The 24,671-nt window shown below is 40.3% G+C and carries 23 protein-coding genes; 12 read left to right on the top strand and 11 right to left on the bottom strand.

The genetic code is table 11. The annotated features are described in order from the left end of the window. Positions 1-195 precede the first annotated feature (195 nt). Positions 196-1,224: a LacI family DNA-binding transcriptional regulator gene (locus H5158_RS10055; RefSeq protein ID WP_182718416.1), complete on the top strand. Its 1,029-nt coding sequence runs from the start codon at positions 196-198 to the stop codon at positions 1,222-1,224. A gap of 81 nt (positions 1,225-1,305) precedes the next feature. On the opposite strand, the gene H5158_RS10050 is transcribed toward H5158_RS10055, so the two are convergent. The 3 genes from H5158_RS10050 to H5158_RS10040 form a co-directional block, all read right to left on the bottom strand. After that, positions 1,306-3,555 (bottom strand): aminotransferase class V-fold PLP-dependent enzyme, encoded by a 2,250-nt coding sequence (locus H5158_RS10050; protein WP_182718417.1) that lies wholly within the window; start codon positions 3,553-3,555, stop codon positions 1,306-1,308. 178 nt (positions 3,556-3,733) lie between these two features. Further along, positions 3,734-4,807: an AI-2E family transporter gene (locus tag H5158_RS10045; RefSeq protein ID WP_182718418.1), complete on the bottom strand. Its 1,074-nt coding sequence runs from the start codon at positions 4,805-4,807 to the stop codon at positions 3,734-3,736. Further along, positions 4,800-5,018 (bottom strand): sulfurtransferase TusA family protein, encoded by a 219-nt coding sequence (locus H5158_RS10040; protein ID WP_149982821.1) that lies wholly within the window; start codon positions 5,016-5,018, stop codon positions 4,800-4,802. The genes H5158_RS10045 and H5158_RS10040 overlap by 8 nt, the downstream gene beginning before the upstream one ends. Positions 5,019-5,151: 133 nt before the next feature. On the opposite strand from H5158_RS10040, the gene H5158_RS10035 reads away from it, so the two are divergent. The 5 genes from H5158_RS10035 to H5158_RS10015 are packed head-to-tail and all read left to right on the top strand — an operon-like array spanning position 5,152 to position 8,696. Further along, positions 5,152-5,817: a hypothetical protein gene (locus H5158_RS10035; RefSeq protein WP_149982822.1), complete on the top strand. Its 666-nt coding sequence runs from the start codon at positions 5,152-5,154 to the stop codon at positions 5,815-5,817. Between the two features lies 1 nt (position 5,818). Next, complete coding sequence (locus H5158_RS10030) at positions 5,819-7,279, top strand: M48 family metalloprotease (RefSeq protein ID WP_182718419.1); 1,461 nt, start codon at positions 5,819-5,821, stop codon at positions 7,277-7,279. 54 nt (positions 7,280-7,333) lie between these two features. After that, on the top strand, positions 7,334-7,681 hold the full coding sequence (gene arsC, locus H5158_RS10025) for an arsenate reductase (glutaredoxin) (protein ID WP_182739949.1): 348 nt from the start codon (positions 7,334-7,336) through the stop codon (positions 7,679-7,681). Next, positions 7,681-8,235, top strand: a complete 555-nt coding sequence (gene wrbA, locus H5158_RS10020; RefSeq protein WP_145241001.1) for an NAD(P)H:quinone oxidoreductase — start codon at positions 7,681-7,683, stop codon at positions 8,233-8,235. Before arsC ends, wrbA begins: the two co-directional genes overlap by 1 nt. Further along, complete coding sequence (locus tag H5158_RS10015) at positions 8,232-8,696, top strand: DUF2069 domain-containing protein (protein ID WP_145241003.1); 465 nt, start codon at positions 8,232-8,234, stop codon at positions 8,694-8,696. The genes wrbA and H5158_RS10015 overlap by 4 nt, the downstream gene beginning before the upstream one ends. A gap of 131 nt (positions 8,697-8,827) precedes the next feature. Here the strand turns inward: H5158_RS10015 and H5158_RS10010 are convergent, their stop codons facing one another. Further along, positions 8,828-10,165, bottom strand: a complete 1,338-nt coding sequence (locus tag H5158_RS10010; protein WP_182718421.1) for an ankyrin repeat domain-containing protein — start codon at positions 10,163-10,165, stop codon at positions 8,828-8,830. Positions 10,166-10,425: 260 nt separating this feature from the next. Next, a complete protein-coding gene (locus H5158_RS10005) occupies positions 10,426-11,022 on the bottom strand; it encodes a phospholipid-binding protein MlaC (protein WP_149982826.1) in 597 nt (198 codons plus the stop codon). A 238-nt stretch (positions 11,023-11,260) separates the two neighbouring features. On the opposite strand from H5158_RS10005, the gene H5158_RS10000 reads away from it, so the two are divergent. Both H5158_RS10000 and H5158_RS09995 read left to right on the top strand, forming a co-directional pair. After that, positions 11,261-11,803 carry an acyloxyacyl hydrolase gene (locus tag H5158_RS10000; RefSeq protein WP_182718423.1) on the top strand — a complete coding sequence of 181 codons (543 nt, stop codon included), beginning with the start codon at positions 11,261-11,263 and terminating at the stop codon, positions 11,801-11,803. A 54-nt stretch (positions 11,804-11,857) separates the two neighbouring features. Further along, a complete protein-coding gene (locus tag H5158_RS09995; RefSeq protein WP_145241011.1) occupies positions 11,858-12,004 on the top strand; it encodes a DUF2897 family protein in 147 nt (48 codons plus the stop codon). 39 nt (positions 12,005-12,043) lie between these two features. Here the strand turns inward: H5158_RS09995 and metE are convergent, their stop codons facing one another. Further along, positions 12,044-14,317 (bottom strand): 5-methyltetrahydropteroyltriglutamate--homocysteine S-methyltransferase, encoded by a 2,274-nt coding sequence (metE, locus tag H5158_RS09990; protein WP_182739948.1) that lies wholly within the window; start codon positions 14,315-14,317, stop codon positions 12,044-12,046. A gap of 289 nt (positions 14,318-14,606) precedes the next feature. Here metE and H5158_RS09985 point away from each other — a divergent pair, with 289 nt between their 5' ends. After that, positions 14,607-15,494, top strand: a complete 888-nt coding sequence (locus H5158_RS09985) for a LysR family transcriptional regulator (protein WP_182718425.1) — start codon at positions 14,607-14,609, stop codon at positions 15,492-15,494. A gap of 52 nt (positions 15,495-15,546) precedes the next feature. Continuing rightward, positions 15,547-16,311 (top strand): ElyC/SanA/YdcF family protein, encoded by a 765-nt coding sequence (locus H5158_RS09980; protein WP_182739947.1) that lies wholly within the window; start codon positions 15,547-15,549, stop codon positions 16,309-16,311. 34 nt (positions 16,312-16,345) lie between these two features. On the opposite strand, the gene H5158_RS09975 is transcribed toward H5158_RS09980, so the two are convergent. Further along, positions 16,346-17,098 carry a Nif3-like dinuclear metal center hexameric protein gene (locus tag H5158_RS09975; protein WP_182718427.1) on the bottom strand — a complete coding sequence of 251 codons (753 nt, stop codon included), beginning with the start codon at positions 17,096-17,098 and terminating at the stop codon, positions 16,346-16,348. 150 nt (positions 17,099-17,248) lie between these two features. On the opposite strand from H5158_RS09975, the gene H5158_RS09970 reads away from it, so the two are divergent. Next, entirely contained in the window at positions 17,249-17,614 is a 366-nt protein-coding gene (locus H5158_RS09970) for a hypothetical protein (RefSeq protein ID WP_182739946.1), read from the top strand. Between the two features lie 33 nt (positions 17,615-17,647). Here the strand turns inward: H5158_RS09970 and H5158_RS09965 are convergent, their stop codons facing one another. After that, the gene (locus H5158_RS09965; RefSeq protein WP_182739945.1) at positions 17,648-18,121 is read right to left on the bottom strand and encodes an HPP family protein; all 474 of its coding nucleotides are present in this window, start codon (positions 18,119-18,121) and stop codon (positions 17,648-17,650) included. Between the two features lie 99 nt (positions 18,122-18,220). On the opposite strand from H5158_RS09965, the gene H5158_RS09960 reads away from it, so the two are divergent. Next, positions 18,221-18,802, top strand: coding sequence for a TetR/AcrR family transcriptional regulator (locus H5158_RS09960; protein ID WP_182739944.1), 582 nt, complete (start codon positions 18,221-18,223; stop codon positions 18,800-18,802). 46 nt (positions 18,803-18,848) lie between these two features. Here H5158_RS09960 and H5158_RS09955 read toward each other — a convergent pair whose 3' ends face one another. From H5158_RS09955 to H5158_RS09945, 3 genes are all read right to left on the bottom strand, one after another. Continuing rightward, positions 18,849-22,031 (bottom strand): amidohydrolase family protein, encoded by a 3,183-nt coding sequence (locus H5158_RS09955; RefSeq protein ID WP_182739943.1) that lies wholly within the window; start codon positions 22,029-22,031, stop codon positions 18,849-18,851. Positions 22,032-22,137: 106 nt separating this feature from the next. Then, positions 22,138-22,962 (bottom strand): M90 family metallopeptidase, encoded by an 825-nt coding sequence (locus tag H5158_RS09950; protein WP_182739942.1) that lies wholly within the window; start codon positions 22,960-22,962, stop codon positions 22,138-22,140. A 141-nt stretch (positions 22,963-23,103) separates the two neighbouring features. Then, positions 23,104-24,336 (bottom strand): M23 family metallopeptidase, encoded by a 1,233-nt coding sequence (locus H5158_RS09945; RefSeq protein WP_182718433.1) that lies wholly within the window; start codon positions 24,334-24,336, stop codon positions 23,104-23,106. Between the last annotated feature and the right edge of the window lie 335 nt (positions 24,337-24,671).

Raw genomic sequence — 24,671 nt, 5'->3', positions numbered from 1 at the left:
AATAACGTACTTTTACTCATTTGACACCGGTATCATAAAAATTATCTCAATTATTTTACTGCTAATTTTACTGAACATTAGATACACTAACTGGTCTTGATGAAGAAATAATGAATAACACGTTTGTTAAGTCTACTTAGGTGTATTCTTATCAGGAACATATCAACACTAAAACAATAACCTAAAAGTAACTCTATGAAAGTAACTATAAATGATGTAGCGAGGCTCGCCGGGGTTTCGATGAAAACGGTTTCACGGGTAATAAATAAAGAACCATCTGTTCGTAAAAAAACTTACGATACAGTCATGGATGCTGTAAAAGAGCTGAACTATCAGCCAAATCTTGCAGCACGAAACCTAGCTGGCACGTCATCATTTACGGTAGGCTTAGTTTATGACAATCCTAATGCGTATTATGTGATTGATATGCAAAATGGTGTGCTTTCTCGCTGTAAAGACGAAGGCTATGAATTGGTGATCCATCCATGCACTTATACAGATGCAAACATGAAAGATGAATTTATCACCATGATAAAGCGCTCTCGCTTAGCTGGGCTTGTGCTTACACCGCCATTATCAGAGCAAAGTAGCATCACCAATTTACTCGATGAGTTAAATATTCATTACGTTAGGGTGTTATCTGGGCGACCATCAGATGATGATCAAGACACCTGTATTTATGTTAACGATTATAAAGCCGCGTATGAGATCACCACTCACCTTTTAACTCATGGACATGAAAATATTGGCTTTATCTGTGGCGATAAAGAACATAAATCGACGTCTGAACGCCTTGAAGGTTATAAAGCAGCGCTGGCAGATAATCATAAAGAATTTGATAAACGCTTTATTTACGATGGTAAATATTCGTTTGAGTCGGGTGTTGAAGGTGCAAAGCACTTGTTAGCCGAGAATAACACCTTGGCTATAACCGCTATATTAGGTGGCAACGATGAAATGGCCGCTGGAGCCCTATTTGCATCACGCTTAATGGGTATTGCTATTCCTGAACAGTTATCTATTACTGGCTTTGAGGATTCTCCTTTCTCTCGTCAGACATGGCCAAAGTTAACTACCGCTCATCAAGCAAACGATGTTATCTCTCAACATGCAGCACGGTTATTATTTACCAAAACTCGCGGTGCTCGTAACCAAGATAAAGACATCATCACATCATTTACACCATCAATTGTGATCCGTGAAAGTTCAGGGCCTAAACAGTAGCTACAGCCTTGACTGATAATAAATAAGGCGCTAAAAGCGCCTTATTTATTATCAGTCAATTGCCAGTCTTCTGCCCTGTTATTATAACAGTGCCATTCCACCGCTGAGATTATACACGTCAGTAAAGCCAAGCTGAGATAAGTTAGTTGCCGCTTGTTTTGAACGATTACCACTGCGACAAAGTAAAATATATTTACCCTGTGGGTTCAATTGCCTGTCCACTAATGCATTTGCCATTCTACTTAGCGGAATATTCATCACTCGCGCAGGGCTAACTGCAAATAACTGAGGAATATTGTTTGCCCCATGTTCATATGGTTCACGGGTATCAATTAAATAGACATCGCTTGCAGTTAACATATCTTTTGCTTGCACGGCGTTCAGTTCGTAAGCTCTACTGTATTTTAAACTGTCAGCATAACCACACAAAGTTGCAAATTTACATAAATTGTCTTCATCGCTGCGCTGCTTGTTGTTAGCAAATTCAGTATCACTTAGTTCATTGTTCAATAATGCATGCAATAACGGCGTTTGCTGCTGTTGAACTTGCCAATTAATAGCAAAACATTGCTGGTAGTCATGACCAGAACAAATAACTGTCGACTCTGCTAAGCATGTTGATAGTTGACGTAATGAGTGTGCCATAGCTAACGCATCCCCACCGTCAATTGCAGTATTACCAAGCCCAGCAGGCAGCAGCAAATCACCGCAAAAGCAAAATAGCACTTGTTGAGAGTTGTTACACCGCAATAAATAACTAACACTATCTTGGCTGTGCCCGGGTGTTGCTAAGCGCTCAATGGTGCATTCAGGTAATGCAATACTCGTTTGCTGCACTGGCCACCCTAATTCATGCTCGTCATGCAAACTGAATTTTAAGGCCTGAGCCAACAATGTAGTCGCACAGCATCGCTCTTGATGGGCATGTGTGTCTAAAATGGCTGCTACCGCTAAATTTTGTGTGTGTACTATTTTTTCAAGCCGCGGGATAAGCTCAATAATTGGGTCAATGATCACTGCTTGTTTATCTTGACTGACATACAACCAACAACACGCACCTTGATGTCTAAATTGTGTTAACCCTAATGCACACGCTTCTTGCTGTGGTGATGACGAATCTGAAACCACCAAACAATTAGCTTGTAATATTGGTTTAAGTGAACGAATACGCGCACAGGCAGTGGTTATTTCAGCCTGTGTTGTCGCCGGTCCAAATGATAAACGTATTGCATTTTCACTACGCCAATCACTCACGCCCATGGCATCTAACACAAAACTACGATTTGCGCCAGAGCTACAGGCTGAGCCACCACTGATACGAATACCTGCCGCATCGAACAAATCCATCACTTCTTTACTACTGAGTTCATCAACAGCAAAATTTAACGTTGTTGGTACTGACAATGCAAAAGTATGATTAAAGGTTATATTACCAAAGGTATCCACTAAAGCCTGATGTAATTGTTCACGATAGCCGTTTAACACATCGATTGATTTAAACGTATCGTTTGTTTTATCCAGCAATAAACAAAACAGTTTGTTAAGACCTGCGATGCCTGGCAGGTTTTCAGTACCGGAGCGCATGCCACTTTCTTGACCACCACCGGCAATAAATGGCGTATAGGCACTGCCTTGACGAATATACAACACGCCTATACCTTTCGGTGCGTAAAGTTTATGGCCTGAAAATGGCGCGTAGTCAATCGTTGTATCACTAAGGGCTAATGCGGTTTTCCCTAGCGCTTGTACGCAATCCACCATCCACGCAACTTCCGTGTTATGTGCTCGTATTACCTTTTCAATCGCTTTTAAATCTTGATAAACACCGGTTTCATTGTTAACTGCCATGGTACAAATCATCAGTGCATCACCAGCGTGTTGAGCAATAAAATCTAAATCTAAAAGGCCATCACTCGATACCGGGATCGCAAGCACGGTTGCGTTTATACCCAATACGGCATTCCAATGTATTAATGTATTAGGTACTGCTTTATGTTCAGTCGCGCCATACAGTAATACTGGGTTTGGTTTAGCATGCTCTTTAGCTGCTATGAGCGTAGACACGACAGCTGTTTGAATTCCTTCGGTAGCCCCAGAAGTGAATAAAATATCCCCCTGCTGTGCACCTATCACATCACGGGCTTTTTGACGTGTTTGCTCTAATAAGTGTTTAGCTTGAATACCGGTAATGTGTGAAGAAGAAGGGTTACCAAAGCAGATTTGCATAGTATGCGAAACAACCTCTGCAATACAAGGTAGCACCGGTGTTGTTGCGTTTGCATCAAGGTAAATTTGTGACGATGAGTCAGTAGGTAATATTAAATCAGACATTAAAAAACGCACCATATTACTAAAAGATATATCTTATAACCCATTCTACATAAAATTAATGGGTCGCGTAAGAATCAATTAGTCTCTCAAGTGCGTTTTCTATACCATTTGATACTATACCCAAAATACCTAAATCTTCAGGTGATTTAGGTATAAAGCTAATTAAACAAAGTTCGTGTTAGCTATGCTCAATCAGTTGTTCTTCTTGTTTCGTTGACCAAGCATTGAGTAAGGCTTTTACCAATGACGCTAGTGGAATTGCAAAAAACACGCCCCAAAAACCCCATAAGCCACCAAAAAACAGTACCGCAACAATAATAAATACCGGGTTCAGATCAACCGCTTCAGAAAATAGTAACGGCACCAGCACATTACCATCTAATGCTTGAATAATGCCGTAGATGATCAGTATGGTCCAAAACTGGGTTTCTAAACCAAATTGAAATAATGCCACGGCCGCAACCGGTATGGTAACAAGTGCCGCACCCACAAAAGGGATCAATACTGATAAACCCACTAATACGCCCAATAGCGCTGCATAACGTAAATCAAAAATAGTGAACGCGATAAACGATACTGAGCCTACAATCAAAATTTCAAACACCTTACCACGAATATAATTCATGATCTGTTGGTTCATTTCGTGCCATACCTGCAAGATTAAGCGTCTTTGTTTTGGAACGAGTTTTTCTGCACTTCTGATCAACTCCAGCTTATCTTTGAGCATAAAGAATACCAGTAATGGTACTAAAATAAGATAGATCAACCACGCCACTACATCTTTTAATGATGTCAACGAGACCGATAATAATACTTGGCCAAACTCAATTGCTTTGGCTTCAACACTGCTGACCACTGATTGTACTTGCTCTGCATTAATTAAACTGGGGTATTGCTCAGGCAAGTGCAGTAAAAAAGATTTTCCCTGCTCTATCATGTGCGGGCTTTCTTGCACTAAATTACTAGCTTGCTGCCACAGTATTGGGCCCATGCCGATCACTAAGGTCAGCATCAACCCTGAAAAAATCAACATCACTATAATAGTGGCAGTAAAGCGATGTAAGCCAAAACCCTCTAAATGCGCAACCGGCCAATCAAGCAGATAAGCAATCACTAAAGCAATCAGCACAGGTACAATAAGTGCACCAAAGAAATAAAACATCGCCATTAAAGCGAGTAATAAAAACAATAAGGTCACTGAATGCGGATCTGAAAACTTCCTTTCGTACCACATTTTTACATATTCAAACACGATTTAGCTCCACGATTAACAATCCACGTTGTTGCTCTAATTTGTACTGATAATGATTTTTTTGCAAAAAGCGCTCCATATCTTTGGTAGATTGGTCTGCCAAAAGTGTAAATCTTATCGATTGCGCCGCAGCTAAAGCTTGGCGCAAAGCCAACTTAAACTGGATAAATTGCTGCGGGCATTTAAATCCGCGCAAGTCTTGCTCTAGCATAACCAATTATCTACCCTATAAAAATGAATAATACGGTCTTTATCAGTACTATTAATAACAAATGTAACTTTTTCTTAAAACACGCATCGCAATAGTTTATCCTTGTAGCATAGTTTGTAGTAAGGATAAGTTAATGTCTGGCACGCATAATAAAGCGCAACTACCCAGTAATCCAACTCTTAAAGAAATTAACTGGTATAAAAAACAAATAAATTGGGGTGAACTCCCACCCTTCTATCACCTTGTCGCCTCTTCAGTGAGCGAGTCGGAGGGGATATTAGAACACGGTTTTGATAATGCCGTGAAAAAAATAATTGATAGGCGCAATTGGAATCTCGATTTACTAGGAGGTCATGAAGACACTCTTGGGGAGATCCACTGTGAAAATAAGCCAAGAATTGCGTTGCATCAAGTGTTCACCGACCGAGGCTTTGAATTATGGGCACAACCCTACGCAAAAGACGTTACAATAGATAAATACGTTAAAGATAACCGCTTTATGGAGTTTAACGAGTGGGATCCAGTGTCAATGAAAAGTTTGATCCGGATTAACCAATTACATAAGTTTATTGGTTTTTACTTTGAACGTGGTGACAAAGCAGATAAGGCGCTTATTCTCCATGCACACAAGGTAGTACATAAAATCATTAGTTTTTTACAGCGAGAATTGAACGTTGTAAAGCTAGATGGGGTCACAATCAAAGAATTGTATCAATTGTGCGAACGAGATAGCAGAGCATGCAGTGACGAAATCGACATTGCTAAACTCATGCTAGGTGAAAACCATAACAAGGAATAAAATGCAGCTTAAATCAGCCTTTATTACATTATTCAGTACACTTTTAACATTTAGTGTGCTGGTAAGTGAGCCATTAAAGGCACAAACCAATTTTACATTGCCAGATCTTGGTACTTCAGCATTACAAGCTTTGCCGCTTGAAAAAGAACAAGCTATCGGAAAGGTGATGATGATGCAAATTCGTGGCTCATCACCGGTTGTTAATGATCCTGTGCTTGATGAATATTTAACGACAATTGGCCGCAAGCTAGTTGCCAATGCCAATGATGTACGCTTTCCGTTTTCATTTTTTTGGATCAACAATCCGGAAATCAACGCATTTGCTTTTTATGGTGGCCATGTTGGGGTGCACACCGGTTTAATTGCGCAATCCGATAACGAAAGTCAGTTTGCCTCAGTACTTGGTCACGAAATTGCCCACGTTACCCAGCGCCACCTTGCACGTCGCATGCAACAACAACAAGATAACAGCGCACTCACTATCGCCGGTATGATTGCCGGTATTTTAGCAACCGTTGTGTCTCCTGATGCCGGTATCGCGATTATCTCAGCCAGTCAAACACAAAGCGCATTTAGTCAACTCACTCATAGCCGCTCAGCTGAGCAAGAAGCCGACCGCATTGGTATGCAAACACTCAATAATGCAGGATTTGATCCTTACGCATCCAGTGAATTCTTAACTAAACTTGCTGCGCAAATTCGTTATAAATACAAACCACCAGCCTTTTTGCTGACTCACCCATTACCTGAGAGCCGCGTGTCTGATGTGCGCTTACGTGCACAGCAATTTGAAAAACGTCAACTTCCGGATAGCTTAGAATTTAACCTTGCCAAAAGCCGCGTGATTGCTCGCTACCACCAAACACCAGAAGCGGCTGAAAATTTCTTTAGAAAGCTCATACGTGAAAACAGTTTTTATAATAAAACAGCGCTTAATTATGGCTTGGGTATTAGTTTATTGGATCAAAAAAAGCTCGATGAAGCGGCGCCTATTTTAGACGAACTTTTAAAGTCTGATCCTAAAAATTTATTCTATATTGATACGCATACTGATCTATTGATAGCTCAGAATAAAGCCGCCGAAGCAGTAAAGTTTTTAGCCGCGTTGCATGAAAACCGTCCTAACAATCAAGTTATTACCTTAAACTATGCCAATGCTGCACTTGAAGCTGAGCAATACGATGTTGCAGTGCAAATATTAAAATCATTTTTACTCGAAAAGCCTGAACATAATTTAGGCATGCAACTTCTTGCAGATGCCTATAAAAAGCAAGATAACTTAGCCGCTTATCATGAAGCAAATGCCGACGTTCTTGCACAATACGGCGCCTACTTAAAAGCCGCTGACGAAGTACAAAAAGCACTCAACTTTGTAGAACCACAAGAGCTAATTAAACAACAACGTCTCAAAGCATTGTTAACGCAATACCGCCAAATGCAAAAAGAGCTCGCAAGGCTTTAAGTCTGGTGCTGCTTGGCCTAAAATAGCCTTACTTTATCTAATTGGATTGTTACTATGTCTGTTACTATTTTTCATAATCCACGTTGTTCAAAATCGCGTGAAACATTAGCTCTACTTGAGCAAAAATCGATTCAGCCAGAGATAATCGAATACTTAAAAACCCCACTGAATCATGCGCAAATCAGCATCTTAGTTAAACAGCTAGGGTTTTCTTCAGTACGTGAACTAATGCGTACTAAAGAAGATATTTACAAAGAGTTAGACCTTAAAAATGAGCATGATGAAAACGCACTCATTACAGCCATGGTTAGCAATCCAAAATTAATTGAGCGCCCTATTGTTGTAAATAACAATAAAGCCGCACTGGGTCGCCCACCAGAAAACGTACTAAGCGTACTTTAATGAGCGTCACTATTGTTGTGTTGTATCATTCAAGTCACGGCTCTGTTGCAGCCATGGCACATGAAATTGCAGAGTCGATTGAATGCCAAGGCGGTACTGCACTGCTAAGAACCTTTGTAGCTAGAGAACCTCACGATATTGTGATCAGCAAAGATGACTTAATCCAGTGTGATGGGTTAGCATTTGGCACCCCTACTCGCTTTGGTATGATGGCCTCACAAGCCAAAGCTTTTTGGGAAACCACCAGCGACTTATGGTTAAAAGGGCAATTAATAGATAAACCAGCCTGTGTATTCTCATCATCAAGTAGCATGCATGGTGGCAATGAAGCAACGTTGCTTAATTTGTCACTGCCGTTATTACACCACGGTATGCTGTTAATGGGTGTGCCGTATGAAGTACCTGAGTTACTTGCCACACAAACCGGTGGCACTCCCTATGGTGCAAGCCATGTTGCTGGTGCACAAAATAGCGCGCAATTAAGTAAAGACGAAATTAAAATTTGCCAAAGCGTTGGCCAACGCTTAGTTAAAATCACGAGAAAATTACAATGACATCGCACAGCGATTTAAACCCACAACTCACACCGAAAAAGGCTATTACTATCCGTTTTCAACGTATTGCAATAATTGGCTATATTGGCTTGTTACTGCTGATGCCACTTTGGTTGTTTTTATTAGAGCCTAGAGAAGGTCATAGCAATGGATTTATTTTTGTTGTGTATATTTTACCGCTTTTACTGCCGCTAAAAGGCATCATTCAAGATAAACCTTATACGTATGCATGGGCAAACTTTATTGTTATGTTCTATTTTATTCACGGTTTTACCCTACTGTGGGTCGCACAAGAACAACTAATATGGGTCGTTTTAGAGCTGCTGTTCGCCAGTATGATGTTTATTGGTTGTACTTATTATGCACGTCACCGAGGTCAAGAGCTGGGGCTAAAAATTCAAAAACTAAAAGATGAGTTAGCAACAGAAAAAGCGGCTCATGAATTTAATAAAAAAGACTAAAGTTAATACCAAACGACTTAAATATTTAACCATTCTAGCGAGCTAAATGGTCAGTAACTTAACACGATTGGTATAACAACTAAAAAACGCGCTTAATTAGCGCGTTTTTGTCTACGGTACATGCAAGAAGCTTAAACAACTTCACTTAACGTTGCCAATGCAACAATACTTGCTAAGCCTAGCTGCCCAACTAAACTGATCAATGAGCAACAACGCAGTACAAATAACCCCCATGGGTGTTTAATATGAGGGTATAAAGCGCAGCGCTTCAAACTAATTGCAAAAAAGAAGCAGACAATTGCCAACATGGTTAAGCAAAGCGTCAGTTCACTTTTAATTGCAATCGAATCATCAAAAAAGAAAAACAACTGTAGCGGCAACAATAAAGTCACGATGGCATGTAAGGCGTGGACTTTTTTGATCCGCGAAAATTGTCCATCCGGCGATAATTCTTTAATACCAAAATCACGCTCTAAGCATTTCACTAACTGACTGGCTTTAACACTCACTGCTAAACGATAACAACTTAAGCCATCACAGTTACGAACACGAAAGTCATAGCCAGACTTCAATAATAGCACCATCAAAGGTTCATTTTTTGCTAGTACCGCATAATGTAAAGCACTGTTACCAAGGGCATCACGTTGTTTTTTATCTTGTTTATCTAATAAGGTTTGTACTAAATTAACAAACCCTTTTTCAACTGCCCACATAAAGGCCGTTTTACCATTTTCATCCGCCAACGTGCCTGTTGCACCTTGCTCTATAAAACGCATCGCCATCGTTTGTTTAGCTGTGTCAAAACGCAAATGCGCCAACAGTGCTTGTTCTAATAGCACCACTGAGTCAACATCTGGTGATACTTGGGTTAATAAGGTGAAATAATCCTTTCCGCCAGCAACTTTTTTCGCCGCTAATTCACTTAACGCATTAACGTCATCGATTGAGTCAGGTATAAAGGTGCTAAAACGTTCACGAAAATCAACTTCTTTCCACAGTGCCAAGGCATCTTCAGCACTCATTTTACTGCCCGCATTGAGCGCATACTCGATGATTGTAAAATAGCGTTTTGAGAATAACTGAGATAATAACGTAACGGGTGTTTCTATCGTTGTTTGTGACGCTACAGCTGCATATTTTTCAAGGCGTTGGCAAAGTAATAGCACTAAACTCTCTGGGCTATACTCGTTATCAAAATAGTAATCTTTAGCTGCCGAAATATACTGTTGAGCGGCTTCATCATATTCACAGATATGTTGGAAAAAACACTCTTCAAATGGCTCAAGGGGAGTTAACCAGGTTAAATAATAGATAGGCGGTAGCACAGTGGTACACACGCCATTGTCTTCTTCAGTCGAGCGACAAGCCGGCCATGCTTCTAAAGCGTCTAAAATAAATGCACCGTTTTGCTCAATAAGTCCTTTGACTAATAACGGGTATTCTTTAGGCCAAATAAGTACATTTTCCATTAAAAAAACACAACTCCAGTGTCTATCTTGCTCGGTACAAAGGTCAGTAAAAGAGTTTAACAACTACAAACTGACACTGCGCTTAATATAATTTTAAGTACCCCAGTAAATTAGTGATACCAGTGGGTATGTAAGCGCTTATTCTAGCATACCCAAAACCACACGCTATAGCCAAACCGTGTGATTTTAAAAGAAAATAACAAAGCACCATGCAGTTAACACTGCATGGTGCTTTAGGTTGGAGACTTACTTGGAAATGATTACTTACTGTTAAGCTCAGCTGTCACTTGGTCAAGGCCAACTTCTGAAATTCGTTGAATAACTTCTTTTTGCTTTGCACTGAGTAACGAAATACCTTCAGCGACAATATCATATACTTTCCAGCTACCATCTTTACCTTGGCGAAGCTTAAAGTGTAAGTCAATCGTTGGCGCATTATCTGCAATAATTTGCGTCTTAACCGTGGCAAACTCGCTCTCTGCAGCATCGTTACTTTCTTCGAATTTTATTTCTTGCCCGGTATATTTCATTAATGCACTAGCATAGGTAGTGGTTAAGTAATGCTCCACTGCACTTATAAATGCAGTCGCTTGTTGGCGATCGATACCTTTAATATGCTTACCTAATAATTTATAGGAAACAAATTTAACATCTATATTAGGCATTAAATACTGATCAACAATGTGTGCCATGTCACTTTTGCTCGCTGTGCCTTGGCTGTTTATTTTGCCAATTTCACTAAACAGCTGATCGCCTACCTGAGTTAATAACTGATTAGGTGACTGTTGTGTTTGCGCAAACAAGGAAGCACTAAAAACTAGCGCGATTAATAATAAATAACGACCAAGTGAAATCATTGTTGATAAGTCCTAAGTAAATCTTGTAGCGTAATTTACGCTGTTCATAAGAGATTAAAAAGCCTCAAAATAGCACCTTATTAGTGCCAGTACAGCATCAATTGATTTAATCTTTTTATTTCATATTGTTAGCTAAGCTCATGCAATAACACACAGAGTCTGTGAATTTATGCCACTTGAATTAGCCTCCCCCACGCCCTTATTTTGTAAATAACGTTTTCATCTAAAGAGCTTCTCCATGTTATTTAAAACATTAACTGTATTGATTTTATTATCTATTTCCATGTTCAGCAGACTATCTTATGGCGCGCCCTATACACTTTCTCCTCATGGCTATGCCATTGATTACATTCAGGGGGAAGGTGATGTTAAAGGTTTAAAACTGGCATACCAATACCATGCTCCGGCACTACAATCATTAATTGAAAATACCCATATTTACTTAGAATCAAGTATTAATATTTGGGAATACGGCGCAGATAATAGCCATCAGACAAATGTTGTCCTTGCAATATCCCCGGTATTTCAACATCTGATCAGCTCAGTGCGCGGTATTCCTTTGTATTTCGAAGCCGGCATAGGGGTTTCATTAGTCAATGACACTCACTTCGCCGGCAAAAATGTGAGTACCCACTACCAGTTTGAAGACCGACTAGGCTTTGTTGCTGATTTTGGAAAAACCAAAGCTGCGGTGCGTTATTTACACTATTCAAATGCAGGGTTTAAAAGACCAAACCCAGGTCTTGATTTTATTTCGCTGTCGTTTTCTAGACGTTTTTAACCCTAGAAATCTTTGCTACACTAAGTACTTATAAATGACTCGTTAGAGATCACCATGCAAATTTGGCATATACTCATCATCATCTTAGTGTTGGCAATCATTATCGGTAATATTTTGCTGATCAAACACTCAGCAAAAATGGATTTTAAAAAACCAACCGATGAAGATGAACTCAAATCAGAGCAACAAAAAAAGCCCTAACTAAGTTTTGTTAGGGCTTTACATCGTAGGAGATGTTCTTTACTGCAGCTCCTCACGCAGCTCTTTGGTTGCTTTAACCATATTATCAAGAGCTTGTCGCGTTTCTTGCCAACCACGGGTTTTCAAACCACAGTCCGGGTTTACCCATAAACGCGCAACCGGTATTTTTCGTGCGGCTTTATGGATCAACGTTTTCATCCATGCAATATCCGGTACATTCGGAGTGTGAATATCATATACACCTGGACCAATATCATTTGGATAATCAAAATTCTCAAATGCTTCAAGTAGTTCCATGTTAGAACGTGAGGTTTCAATGGTGATCACATCGGCATCCATATCTGCAATCGCGGCAATAATACCGTTAAATTCGGCGTAACACATGTGAGTATGAATTTGTGTTTCATCTTTCACACCGCTTGCTGAGACCCTAAATGCATACGCTGCCCATTCTAAATATGCTTGCCATTGGCTACATTTAAGCGGCATACCTTCACGAAATGCAGGTTCATCAATTTGAATAATATCAATACCGGCATTTTGTAAATCGACCACTTCATCACGTAACGCAAGTGCAATTTGATTAGCGATGGTGGGTTTGTCTAAATCATCACGAATGAATGACCAAAACAGAATAGTTACAGGACCTGTTAGCATGCCTTTCATTTTCTTACTCGTCAGCGACTGTGCGTATTTTGTCCACTGAACCGTCATCGCTTTTTCACGTGATATATCCCCCCAAATTACAGGTGGTTTCACGCATCGCGAGCCGTAGCTTTGCACCCAACCAAACTGGGTAAAAGCAAAGCCTTCTAATAGTTCAGCAAAGTATTCAACCATGTCATTACGCTCCGCTTCGCCGTGCACTAACACATCTAAATCAAGCGCCTCTTGCTCTTCAACAGCGTAGCGAATTTCTGCTTTAATTTGCCTTTGATAATCATCCGCAGATAATTCACCGGCTTTATAATCACGGCGTGCTTGACGAATTACTTGAGTTTGTGGAAATGATCCTATCGTGGTGGTCGGCAGTAGCGGTAAATTAAGTGCTGCATGTTGTTTTTCAATACGTTGAGCAAATGCATGATTACGCTTACCGTCTTTTGCGGTGAGTGCAGTTACACGCTGTTGTACAGCTGTATTATTTACACGAGTAGAGGTTAAGCGTGCTTTAATAGGTGCTGAATAAGCAACGAGCTCACTGATATCATTGCTTTCAAGCGCGGCTTTTAATAATGACAGCTCTTGGCCTTTTTGTTTTGCAAATGCAAGCCATGAACAAAGTTCATCATCGAGCTTTTCTTCTTGCTCTAAATCAACCGGTGTATGCAGTAAAGAACAAGATGGGGCAAGCCATAGATTATCACCGCGCTTTAGCGCAATGTCTTTTATGCTATTAAATACAGCCTCTAAATCAGTACGCCAAATATTACGGCCATTTACTACGCCTAATGATAAAACTTGATCTGTACTTAATAATATATCTAGTTTTGCAACATCAACATTTGTTGCAACACAATCAAAATGTACGCCATCAACAGGGTAACCTGCAATATCATCAAAGTAGGCAGTGACTGAGTCAAAATAACTAGCAAGTAACAACTTCACGCCTTGACCTGCAAGTGCACGAAAGCTTGTTTTTAATGCCTCTTGATAATCTTCAGTCAGCTCTAAACCTAATATAGGCTCATCAACCTGTACCCATTCAATCCCTTGCTGCGCTAATTTAGCGAACACGTTTTGATAAACAGCTAATAGTTTTTCAAGTAAGCTAAGTTTATCAAACTCCTCACCTGCACATTTTGCTAAGTAAAGATAAGTGACTGGGCCGACCAATACTACTTTTGCATTGTGCCCCAATGCTTGTGCTTGAGTAACTTGCTCGAATAACTCAGTGCAAGTTAGTTGAAACTGCTGATCATGAGTTAGCTCTGGAACTATGTAATGATAATTAGTATTAAACCACTTTGTCATTTCGCTTGCTGCACATGAACAACCGCTTGGTGCACGACCACGCCCAATACGAAATAATGTATCAAGATCAATGCTACCATCCGCTTTTTGATGACGCTTGGGCACTGCGCCAATCAATAAAGAGGTAGATAACACATGGTCATACCAAGCAAAGTCACCTACCGGTAATAAATCAATCCCAGCATCTGCTTGAAGAGCCCAATTTTCTGCCCGGATCGTCTTACCTTGATCAAGCAACTGCTCTTGGCTGATTTTACCAGCCCAGTATGATTCTACTGCAAATTTTAGTTCACGCTTTCTACCTATGCGAGGAAAACCTAAGTTATGTAATTGTGCCATGTTGAAATTCCCTTCCAGCTGTTTAGATAGCTAAAACCATAAACCTATACCTGACATCAAACAATTGATGCTTCCTCAGTTTCAACTTGAGGTAAATTCATGGAAATGATTTTTTGCAAACTCAAAAAACACAATGACATCGCTGTCAAATATGGTGCTATAGTAGATTTGTAAATTTCACGTAAAAAAACGGGGTTTATAGCCATCTAGACGTTGATGCATCTTAATTTAAGGCGTATTATGGCTGTAATCTGAGTTAAACTCACCTTTACCATGAGAATTATTAAAGATGATTGATGTAAAACACTTAAAGACCATCGCAACCTTGAAAGAAACCGGTTCTTTGGTAAATACTGCGCGCGAATTATTTTTGACTCAATCCGCTTTATCTCATCAAATCAAAGATTTAGAAAACAAGCTTGATTGCCAACTATTTGAACGTAAAACTCAACCGGTGCGCTTTACCCCACAAGGTATGCTATTACTTGAACTTGCCAGCGAAGTACTCCCGCGTGTTGAAGCAACCAAATGCCGTTTAAAAGAAAGTCTTAATCAACCAATTTCACAATTACGACTCAGTGTTGAATGCCATGCTTGTTTTCATTGGTTATTACCAACAATTAAAGAATTCAATAACTTTTGGCCTGATATCAAAGTTGATTATGAGCGCGGCTTTAGTTATGACGCTATTCCTGAGCTGCTCAGTGATGAATTAGATTTAGTACTCACTTCAGACATTCGTGAACCAGATAAACTTGAATACGCACATTTATTTGATTTTAAGCTTAAATTAATTGTTGCCCCAGATCATGAACTAGCGAAAAAAGCCTATGTAACGGCGCTTGATTTGAAAAACGAGACGATTATTTCATACCCTATTCCACGAGAGCGTCAGGATATCTTCAAACATTTTATTCAAAATGCACGTTTTGATGGCACCTTGAAAACCGTAGATCAGGGCTTGCTCATTTTTCAGCTTGTCAGTGCCGGAATGGGGGTTGCAGCATTACCGGATTGGTTAGTAACACCATATGAAAGCCAAGGACTCATTAAGTCGATTCCATTAGGCGCGCTGGGATTAACCCGTCCAATGTATTTAGCCATGAAAAAGAATATGAAAGATAACCCAGTGTATCGCCACTTTTTAAATACCTGTAAGTTAAATAACGGTCGATAAAATAGGTTTAACCCAGTAGCATACAGAAAACCCCTTTATGTGTGCTACTGTGATGTTTGAACTGAAAAAAATCCTCGGTGCAATGCTAATGCCATTGCCTCTGTTTGCTCTACTGTGCTTTGTTTGCTTATTAATCGCACTGCGTACCAAGAAAGTCAGCATATTTATTGGTTTAATCGCAATTACCAGTTTATTGCTGATCAGTACCCCTTTTATTGGTCAAAAAATAATTGCTCCAAATTCACAGTTAAAGTATGTTTTTGATACAAATAAACAGCCGATACTCGATAAAATAGTGGTACTTGGTTGTGATATAAATCCTAACCCAAAACTTAACGCCAATAGCCAACTTGGTAATTGTGCTAAAAGCCGCCTAATCGAAGGTATGCGCTTAGCATATGTGTACCCACAAGCTCAACTTATTGTTTCCGGTGGCGGTTACAATAAAGTGACCAACAGTAGTTTGATGCAACAAACCGCGATAAGCTTAGGTATTGATGCGCAGCGTATTAAACAAAATCCTGCGGCTATGGATACCGCCGATGAAGCACGGCTTTTAGCACCTACTCTAGTTGATTTTAAAGTTGCACTGGTAACTTCGGCAAGTCACATGGCACGAGCAAAAGATTTATTTAATAGCCAAGGCGTTGATGTTATTCCCGCCGCCACTGATTTTTACGATTTCTCAGCGTGGCCTCATCACAAACAATATATTCCAAGTGTTGAAGTATTAAAGGCAGTCACAAGTTATTGGCATGAAGTAATCGGTAGTGCGTGGATAAGTGTGCGCCGCTGGATTGATCCAGAAGCGCTTTAAGGTCTAACTCACTTAAAGTGAATTAGCTGGCAACTCAAACTGGGTTGTCTATATCAATGAAGGTTACATCAAAACCATGTTGCTCAGCCAATAACTCACCGAGCGCTTTTATGCCATAGCGTTCGGTGGCGTGATGGCCTGCGGCAAAAAAATCGATCTTTTGCTCACGCGAACTGTGAATGGTCTGCTCTGAAGCCTCGCCTGTTAAATAGGCATCAATCCCCTGGCTAGCAGCCAAATCAATATAACCTTGACCACCTCCAGTACACCAAGCGATGGTCTCAATTAGCTCATCACGTACTAGACTCACTAAAGGTTCACGAGCAAGCACTGTTAATATTTTTTGTGCAAATTGCTCACCACTCATTGGGATTTTTAAACGCCCTTTGACTGCGACACTATTTGCTACAGGCTCCAAACCATCGAGTATTTCTAAATCAAGTAGCTGTGCTAATTGCGCGTTATTACCGATTGATGGATGCACATCAAGAGGTAAATGATAGGCAAATAAATTGATATCATGATTAAGTAACGCAGCTATGCGACGCTTTTTCATACCGGTAATAGGTTGCGCTTCACCTTTCCAGAAATAACCATGATGAACTAATATTGTGTCTGCGCCATGCGCAATTGCAGCATCGATTAATGCTTGACTGGCAGTGACACCTGTAACAATTTTTTTTATCTGTTCACGTCCTTCGACTTGTAGCCCATTTGGGCAAAAGTCTTGAATAGAATCAGGTCTTAAAATGGTATTTAGTAATTGGTTAAATTCTCTGCGCTGCATTTTTTTATTCCAGATTAGCGTTAAATTTTGTGCAAATTTTGGCGTTTATAGGGCTAAAATGGAAGGAAAATCGCAAAAAATTGAAAAGTAAGTCAAAAATAGGTATAAATAAATATTCTCAATCTGTGTTTACAACGTATAGGGCCTCTGATGAGCAAACTAGACAAAACAGAAGTATTAAATGCCTTTGAAGCAGCATACCAAGCAGCCAATGGTAAGAAACCTGAAATCACCAGCAAACCTGGTTGGTACAGCATAGACGGCGGCAAAAACTTGCGCCTTGCAGAAGTTGCTGAATTAACAGAGCAGCTAACTTCAGGCGATACGTCTGCACAACCTGCAGCACCTGCTAAGAAAACTAAAACTAAATCAGCAGTGCCAGCTAAAGCAGCTGTTAAAAAAGCACCATTTACTATAACAACAGCTAATGAAGAAGGTTACACTGCCGAAGAGTTTTGGATTGTGTACCTAGCTAAAAAAGATCACGATTGCCGCTTACCTCGCGGTGTTGTGTAATAACTTTAGACTCGTAGCATAAAAAAACCGCTTTTAAGCGGTTTTTTTATGGCCAACAACGTTGAGTTTTGTATTCAACCACCCTGATATATACCCACAGATAACAATAAACACGGTACCAACAAGAACTGGCATAATCAAAAAGTCCCAACTTTGACCACTGACCATAATTAAAATAGGGTTGGCCCCTGCTGCAGGATGTATGGTGTTAGTCAACATCATTGCGGTCACAGCTAATCCAGTCGCAATAGCAATACTGATCGGATCCACGCCTATAAAACTAATAAAAGCCAAACCTATCACGGCAGTGATGAAATGCCCTACAATAACATTTTTTGCTTTTGCTAAAGGGCTTTTTGGTACACCAAACACCAGCACCGCAGTTGCGCCAAATGGTGCCATAAGCCATACACCATAATTCCCTAAACTTTCTAAATATGCTAATACCGAAAGTGTCAGTGCAGAAAAGATACCCGCGATAACGGCTTTGTAAAATACATCATTCATTAATATTACTTCCTTTAGAGGTAGACCGACTTGTCTACATTTAGATGATAGACAAGTCGGTCTACTTATGTCAAGCTTACTTTTTGACTAGGAGCAACCATGGATAAACGTACCCAGATAATTAATACCGCACTCAGTGCGTTCTATCAAAGAGGGATCCATGCGGTAGGCATTAATGAAATACTTAAAGAAGCAGGTGTTGCAAAAAAAACGCTTTATAATCATTTCGTCAGTAAAGATGAGTTGATCTGTGCGTGTTTAGAGCTCAGAGATCAGCGCTTTAATCAGTGGTTGTATGAACAATTAGAAAACTGCAATACCCCCTTCGAAGTGGCTAATGCACTTTTTAGCGCACTCTCCGCTTGGATAGATAATAAAGTCTCTGAGCTTGGACCTTTTAATGGCTGTTTTTTTATTAATACCGCAGCGGAGTTTCCACACAGCGAGCACCCTATCGCGATGCTTTGCAAAGCACACAAAGAATCAGTTTTACAATTATTGTTCGATAAACTCTCACACACAGAACAACTTAAAGGTCAGTTAGAAAAAACCATACAGTTAGCACAATTATTAATGACCTTAAAAGAAGGTATGATCTGTCAGGCTAGAGTGACGCACTCCAGTAATACACTATTGCAAGACCCAGTATTATTACGCCAACTTATAGCAAGTAGCATATAAAAAAAGCGGCTGTTCAGCCGCTTTTGATTGGTTATAACACTAATAATTACTTATCTTCAAAGTACAATTTGTCGCGTGCTTTTTTGCCAACTTCATTCATAGTCGCGGCATCAAATAACCGACCGTTGATCATCGTATAATCAACTTTATCTGTATCACGAATATTAGTCAGTGGATTACCATCAATCACCATTAGGTCAGCAAGTTTACCGACTTCCAATGAGCCGATATTCTGATCAAGGCCGATGTACTTGGCCGGATCAAGCGTCGCCGCACGAATAGCTTCCAGTGGACTCATACCACCTTGAGCAAACATCCAAATCTCCCAGTGCGCTGCAAGGCCTTCGCGCTGACCATGTGCACCTAGATTCACTAAAACACCTAAATCTTGTAGCTCTTTTGCTACCCGTGCATTGTTAAAGTGATTATAGTGGTGATCGGGTGCTTTAACACGGCGCATTGAACGTGGTAATAATTGGTTTTTTGGCACAAATTTACTTAAGCGCGGGTGATTCCACACATCAGTCTTATCATACCAATAGTTTTCTCCCCAGATGCCGCCATATGCCACACCAAGTGTTGGCGTGTAGCCTACATCACTTTGTGACCAAAGCTGCTTGATATCATCATAAATATTCGCCACGGGAATTGAGTGCTCAATGCCCGTATGACCATCAACCACCATCGTTAAATTATGCTGTAATAATGAACCACCTTCTGGCACCACCATCATTTCAAGCTCTCGGCCAGCTTCAATTACTTGTTGGCGTTGTTCACGTCGTGGTTGGTTGTATGATTTAACACTAAACGCGCCAACTTTCTTTAATCGCTCTAAGTGAAATTTAGCATCATCTAACGAATCAATGTGTGATGTATAACCTGGCATATTGGCACCATATAAAATAGTACCGGTTGAGAAAATACGTGGGCCTACAATAGTCCCCGCTTTTTGCATTTCGCTGGCTGTAAAAATCTCTGTTGTATCGTTTGATGGATCGTGAATTGTCGTGACGCCTAACGATAGGCCCGCTAAGTTTTTCCAATTTTGCTCAGGAATGATCTCATCGCTGCCTTGTGAACCATGCGCATGCGCATCAACAATTCCTGGCATAATTGTTTTGCCAGATACATCAATTACCTGTGCGCCTTTTGGAATGTTAATATCAACAGCTGTACCAACGGCTTTAATATGTTTACCATCGGTTAATAGTATACCATTTTCAATGACTTGCTCGCCTTTCATGGTAATAATACGTGCGCCCGTTAAAGCTATCATGCCTTTTGGTTCAGCCATTTTGCTACTAAAGCCAATGTTATCGCCACTTTTTACTTTAAAGTCAGCGTCATCCGCTTTATTGATATCAAATAAACCTGCCAAACTTGCATGATAAAGCTCTGGGCCTAGCGTCCAATACAGTTTATCGCTGCTGGCGCTCCAGCTGATATTCTCACCTGCACGAACAGATAACTGCTCAATCGGAAATTGGCTGTCTTTAGGACCAATATTAATGGTTTTACCACTTTGCACTAATGGCGTAACAAACACTTTAAAACGTTCAGCAAAAGCGAGGTACTTGCCATCAGGCGATACTCTAAACTCAGTAGCATGCTCTGACTCATAAAGCTTAGTGATTTTTTTCGAATCAAGTTCAACCACACTTAGCGTTGGCTTAGGCCATGGGCTCATCACAAAAACTCGATCATTAGCTGATGCAAACTGCGGCTGATAACCACTTTTAGAAATTAACTCAGCTTTCCCGCCTTTGCTACTCACTGCATAAATACCCGGATGCAGTGACCAATCAGGGTTTAAAATGCTGCCTCCTGAGGCTTTACGGTACACTACCGTTTTGCCATCAGGACTAAATGTTGGCTCAACATATTTACCTGGCTCTGTGGTAATATCATCACCGCGACCACTACGCGCAGAGACAACTCGAACAGCCCCCTGTTCGTTATCATCCCAGGTTACATAGACTATTTTTTTACCATCACGGGAAAACTGCGGGAACAACTCAAAGTGGTCATTTTGTTCAGTTAAACGCTTTATTTTTCCTGACTCTAAATCGCGTTTATAAATATGTCCTAGCGCTTCAAAAATTGCTGTTTCACCATCCGGCGAAATCTGTACATTACGCAACATTTTTACAGCAAATTCATCGCTATCAATATTTTGTGTAAAACGCACTGCTTGTTGAATTTTCTTACTGGTTTTAACTTCAAATGGTACGGTTTCTACATCGCCATCTTGCACATCAAGTTTATGAATAGTACCGCCAGCCCAAAATATCAGTTGGTTATTATCTGGTGTCCATGCAATAGTTGGATACACGCCATGAATAGCCCAAGTCTCTTGCATATCACGTTCAAGCTTGTCATATAGCTTAGTATGCTTACCGCTGGTTAAGTCATATAGGTAGAGGCTAGTTTGAAAATCATCTCGTTTAATATACGCAAGCTTCTTACCGTCTGGCGACGGGGTTGGTCTAATCGCGCCGCCCATACCATCAATAATCGTTTCTATCTCACCCGTTTCGCGATCATAGCGTTTGATTTTATAAATGCCAGCAACCGAATCTTTTGAATAATGAAAGGTTTTACCCGGTGTGGCATCATGTGAAAAGTACACATAACGGCCATCCGGTGAGAACATCGGCTCACCTAAATCTTTTTGATCATTCTCACGTTTAGTGAGTTGTACACCTTTGCCACCCGCTTTATGATAAAGCCATACTTCACCTGCGCCTAATGAACGGCTCGCTGTAAAATGCTTACGAGCAACAATATAGTCGCCGTCGGGACTCCATGCGGGGCTGTTCAATAAGCGAAACGTTTCATCGGTTACCGCCGTTTGATTTTCACCGTTTAAATCCATCAACCAGATATTATCACCGCCACCTTGATCAGAGGTAAACGCAATATGTTTACCATCAGGACTAAAACGCGGTTGCATTTGCCATGCGATATCAGAGGTCAGTTGAGTGGCAGTGCCACCAGCCATCGGCATAGTGTAAATATCGCCCAGCAAATCAAACACAATGGTTTTGCCATCAGGACTGACATCGATATTCATCCAAGTGCCTTGAGAGACACTAATATTAGCATCAACAAATTGCCCTTGTGGCGCATCCACTTGCCATTTTTTGTCATCATTATCTTGTGCCTGAGCCTGACCATATAGCGCCAGTGACACAGCTACAGCCATTGCTGTATGAAGCATTTGTTTCATCGCCTTCTCGCTTATTTTTATTGCGGTTTTCATCTTATAAACATGATTGCAACAAAAACGGCAGCAAGTTACCAGCGATATCTGATAAAGCGTCGTTATTTGGCGGTTAATGCCATTTTATTGGATCAAACTGATAATAGCCGACCAATAAACTGTATATTTCAGGATCATAATGGCGCAGCTCACTGGGCTTTTCGAGAAAAGTTTCGGTGATCACGGCAAAAAATTCGGCTTCATTAGTTGCACCATAACTATGAATAACATGCGGCATATTATACGCAACATGAGTTTTTAACTGATTATAAGCGCGGCTAAAAACACGCCCCCACTGTTTATAATCTGCCTCTTTAGCTAATATAGGCGTGCCTGTGGTTTTACCTGTTTCTTGATCAAGTTGGTGAGCAAATTCATGAAACACTAAATTATGTCCGTCACTGGGTAAACGATTCCCTTCAAGCACATCGTGCCAGCTTAGAACTAAAGTCCCTCCAGGCCATGACTCGCCTTGACGAACAGTATTATGATAGCTTACTAATCCGGCACTATCACGAGATGTCTGCGGCGCGTAATAGGCACTTGGGTACAGCAAAATTTCTTTCACATTTTGATAAAGTGGCCATGGTTTATTAAGCACCAACACACATGCATCCGCAGCAATTATTAACTTCATACTCTCGTTTAGAATTAAACCATCACAACCAATAAAGCGTTTTTCATTTAGAAACCAGACAATATGACGCTCTAATTTTTCCCGATCAGCATCCGTCATTTTTTGATAGATAGGCATATACCGTAACAATAATGTTTTTTGCTTTTCATCTAAACGATAATCTTGATACTTTTTTTGCCACAAGCGGTTTTGAATAACCGGCCAACGCCAATAAACAACTACAAACACAATCAGCGCAAATATTAATAATCCATTTACCATTACGAGGTCCTATCAACAGGTGTAGCTTATTAATATGTCCTGTGAGGATAAAATTCAATCATCTAGCCTAGCAACAGCTAAAAAACCGCCCATAACTATGTTAAAGGCGGTCAACTATATTATTACGTAAAATCAATTATATTAACGATATAAACGGTCCCATGCACAAGTACGGTAACCATTACGCTCAAAGTAGAAACGATTACAATTATCATCGTAGTTGCTATTGCCGACATCAATACGATGACCACTAATATATTGATTATGTAATGACACCTGCTGGCCGTTATACAACAAAGTAAAATGCACGTGAGGACCTGATGATTGTCCCCCTTCACATAGTGCTTGGTTATAATTGTTCGCATAACGACCGAGCCATGCACCTGGCTGCACAAAATCACCGCTACTATACTGCAGATTAGACATATGATAATAGTTGGTTGAATATCCACTCGAATGCGTTACGCGGATATTACATGACGAAAAACGTGTGATAGTACCGCCATGCGCCGCTTGAACATATGGTGTATTTGTGCCCCAACCACCAGAGCCATTATTAAAATCAAGCGATGAATATGGATAACCAGAGCCAGTATTAGAGTGAGCCCCACCGCTGTACCAATAATAACCTGATGACCATGGTAAGTTCATTGAAAAACTAGCCGCAGCAAACTGCTGATTGCTACTTTGTAGTGCACTTTTAGAGGATCTTTGTAACTGAGCGCGACTATCAGGGAATAGACGCTCAAACGTCGCTAAAAAGCCGGTCAGATCGCTCTTAGCGTAATTAACATTATCTTTGCTTAATACTTGTTTTTTAAGAACACTGACCAATGCTACTGTCGCTGCAGTACTGCTGTTGGTATTGACTCTATTGGTGATTTCCTCGCCCGCATACTTTGATGTTTCCGGGGTGGCTTGGCTATCTTGCCACTGTTTATATGCATAAAAACGTTGACTTAACATCATTACCACATCTTCTAGCTGGGCATCAAAACCGTGTTCGTCAGATAAACCTGCAAAAGCATTATTAATATCTGCGTCAGGATCAGAAAGTAAGCCACTTTGCAGCTCAATCAACGCTAAGATAACTTTAGGGTTGATACTTGTATAACCTGCCCAGTGCAAAACACGCTCTTTTTTATCTTCCAGTACAGGCGCATGCAGAGCAAAGAAATTATCCCAATCTTCACGCAACAAGTCATTATTGAACACAAACTGAGTATCGTCCACAGCCACCAAGGAGGTTAACTTAAGTGACTCAATGGACTGTGCAGTAAAGTTAAAATCATTATGCTTATGGCCTTGTGCAAACAACGCTGGCGACACACCTAAAACACCTGCTAAAGCTACATATATCATCTTACTTTTCATCTTTTGTTCCTTCTGTTCACATCAAAAAGGTCCCAAAGTGGGAACAAAAGGTATAGCATCAAATTCAACCAAATGTTAATAAAATGTTTTAATATATGTATTTGTATATATTATATACTCGAAAAGCAATGGCCTGTAGCGTGTTTATCTACCAAAAAAACATACACCCATATTGTCAACAAACCAAGCTTCTAGGCGATTTAAATATATAACCTCAAAATTGAATTTGGGATCATCTTAATTATCAATACACAAGTCCATCGTATAGCACTCTTTGTTAATGACACTTACGAGTTTATCTGACCCCAGAATAGTCAATATCTAATAACAGGAAA

It is taken from the genome of Pseudoalteromonas sp. SR45-6 (assembly GCF_014163545.1).
Lineage (GTDB): Bacteria > Pseudomonadota > Gammaproteobacteria > Enterobacterales > Alteromonadaceae > Pseudoalteromonas > Pseudoalteromonas rhizosphaerae.
This window is presented reverse-complemented; position numbering and strand designations above follow the sequence as displayed.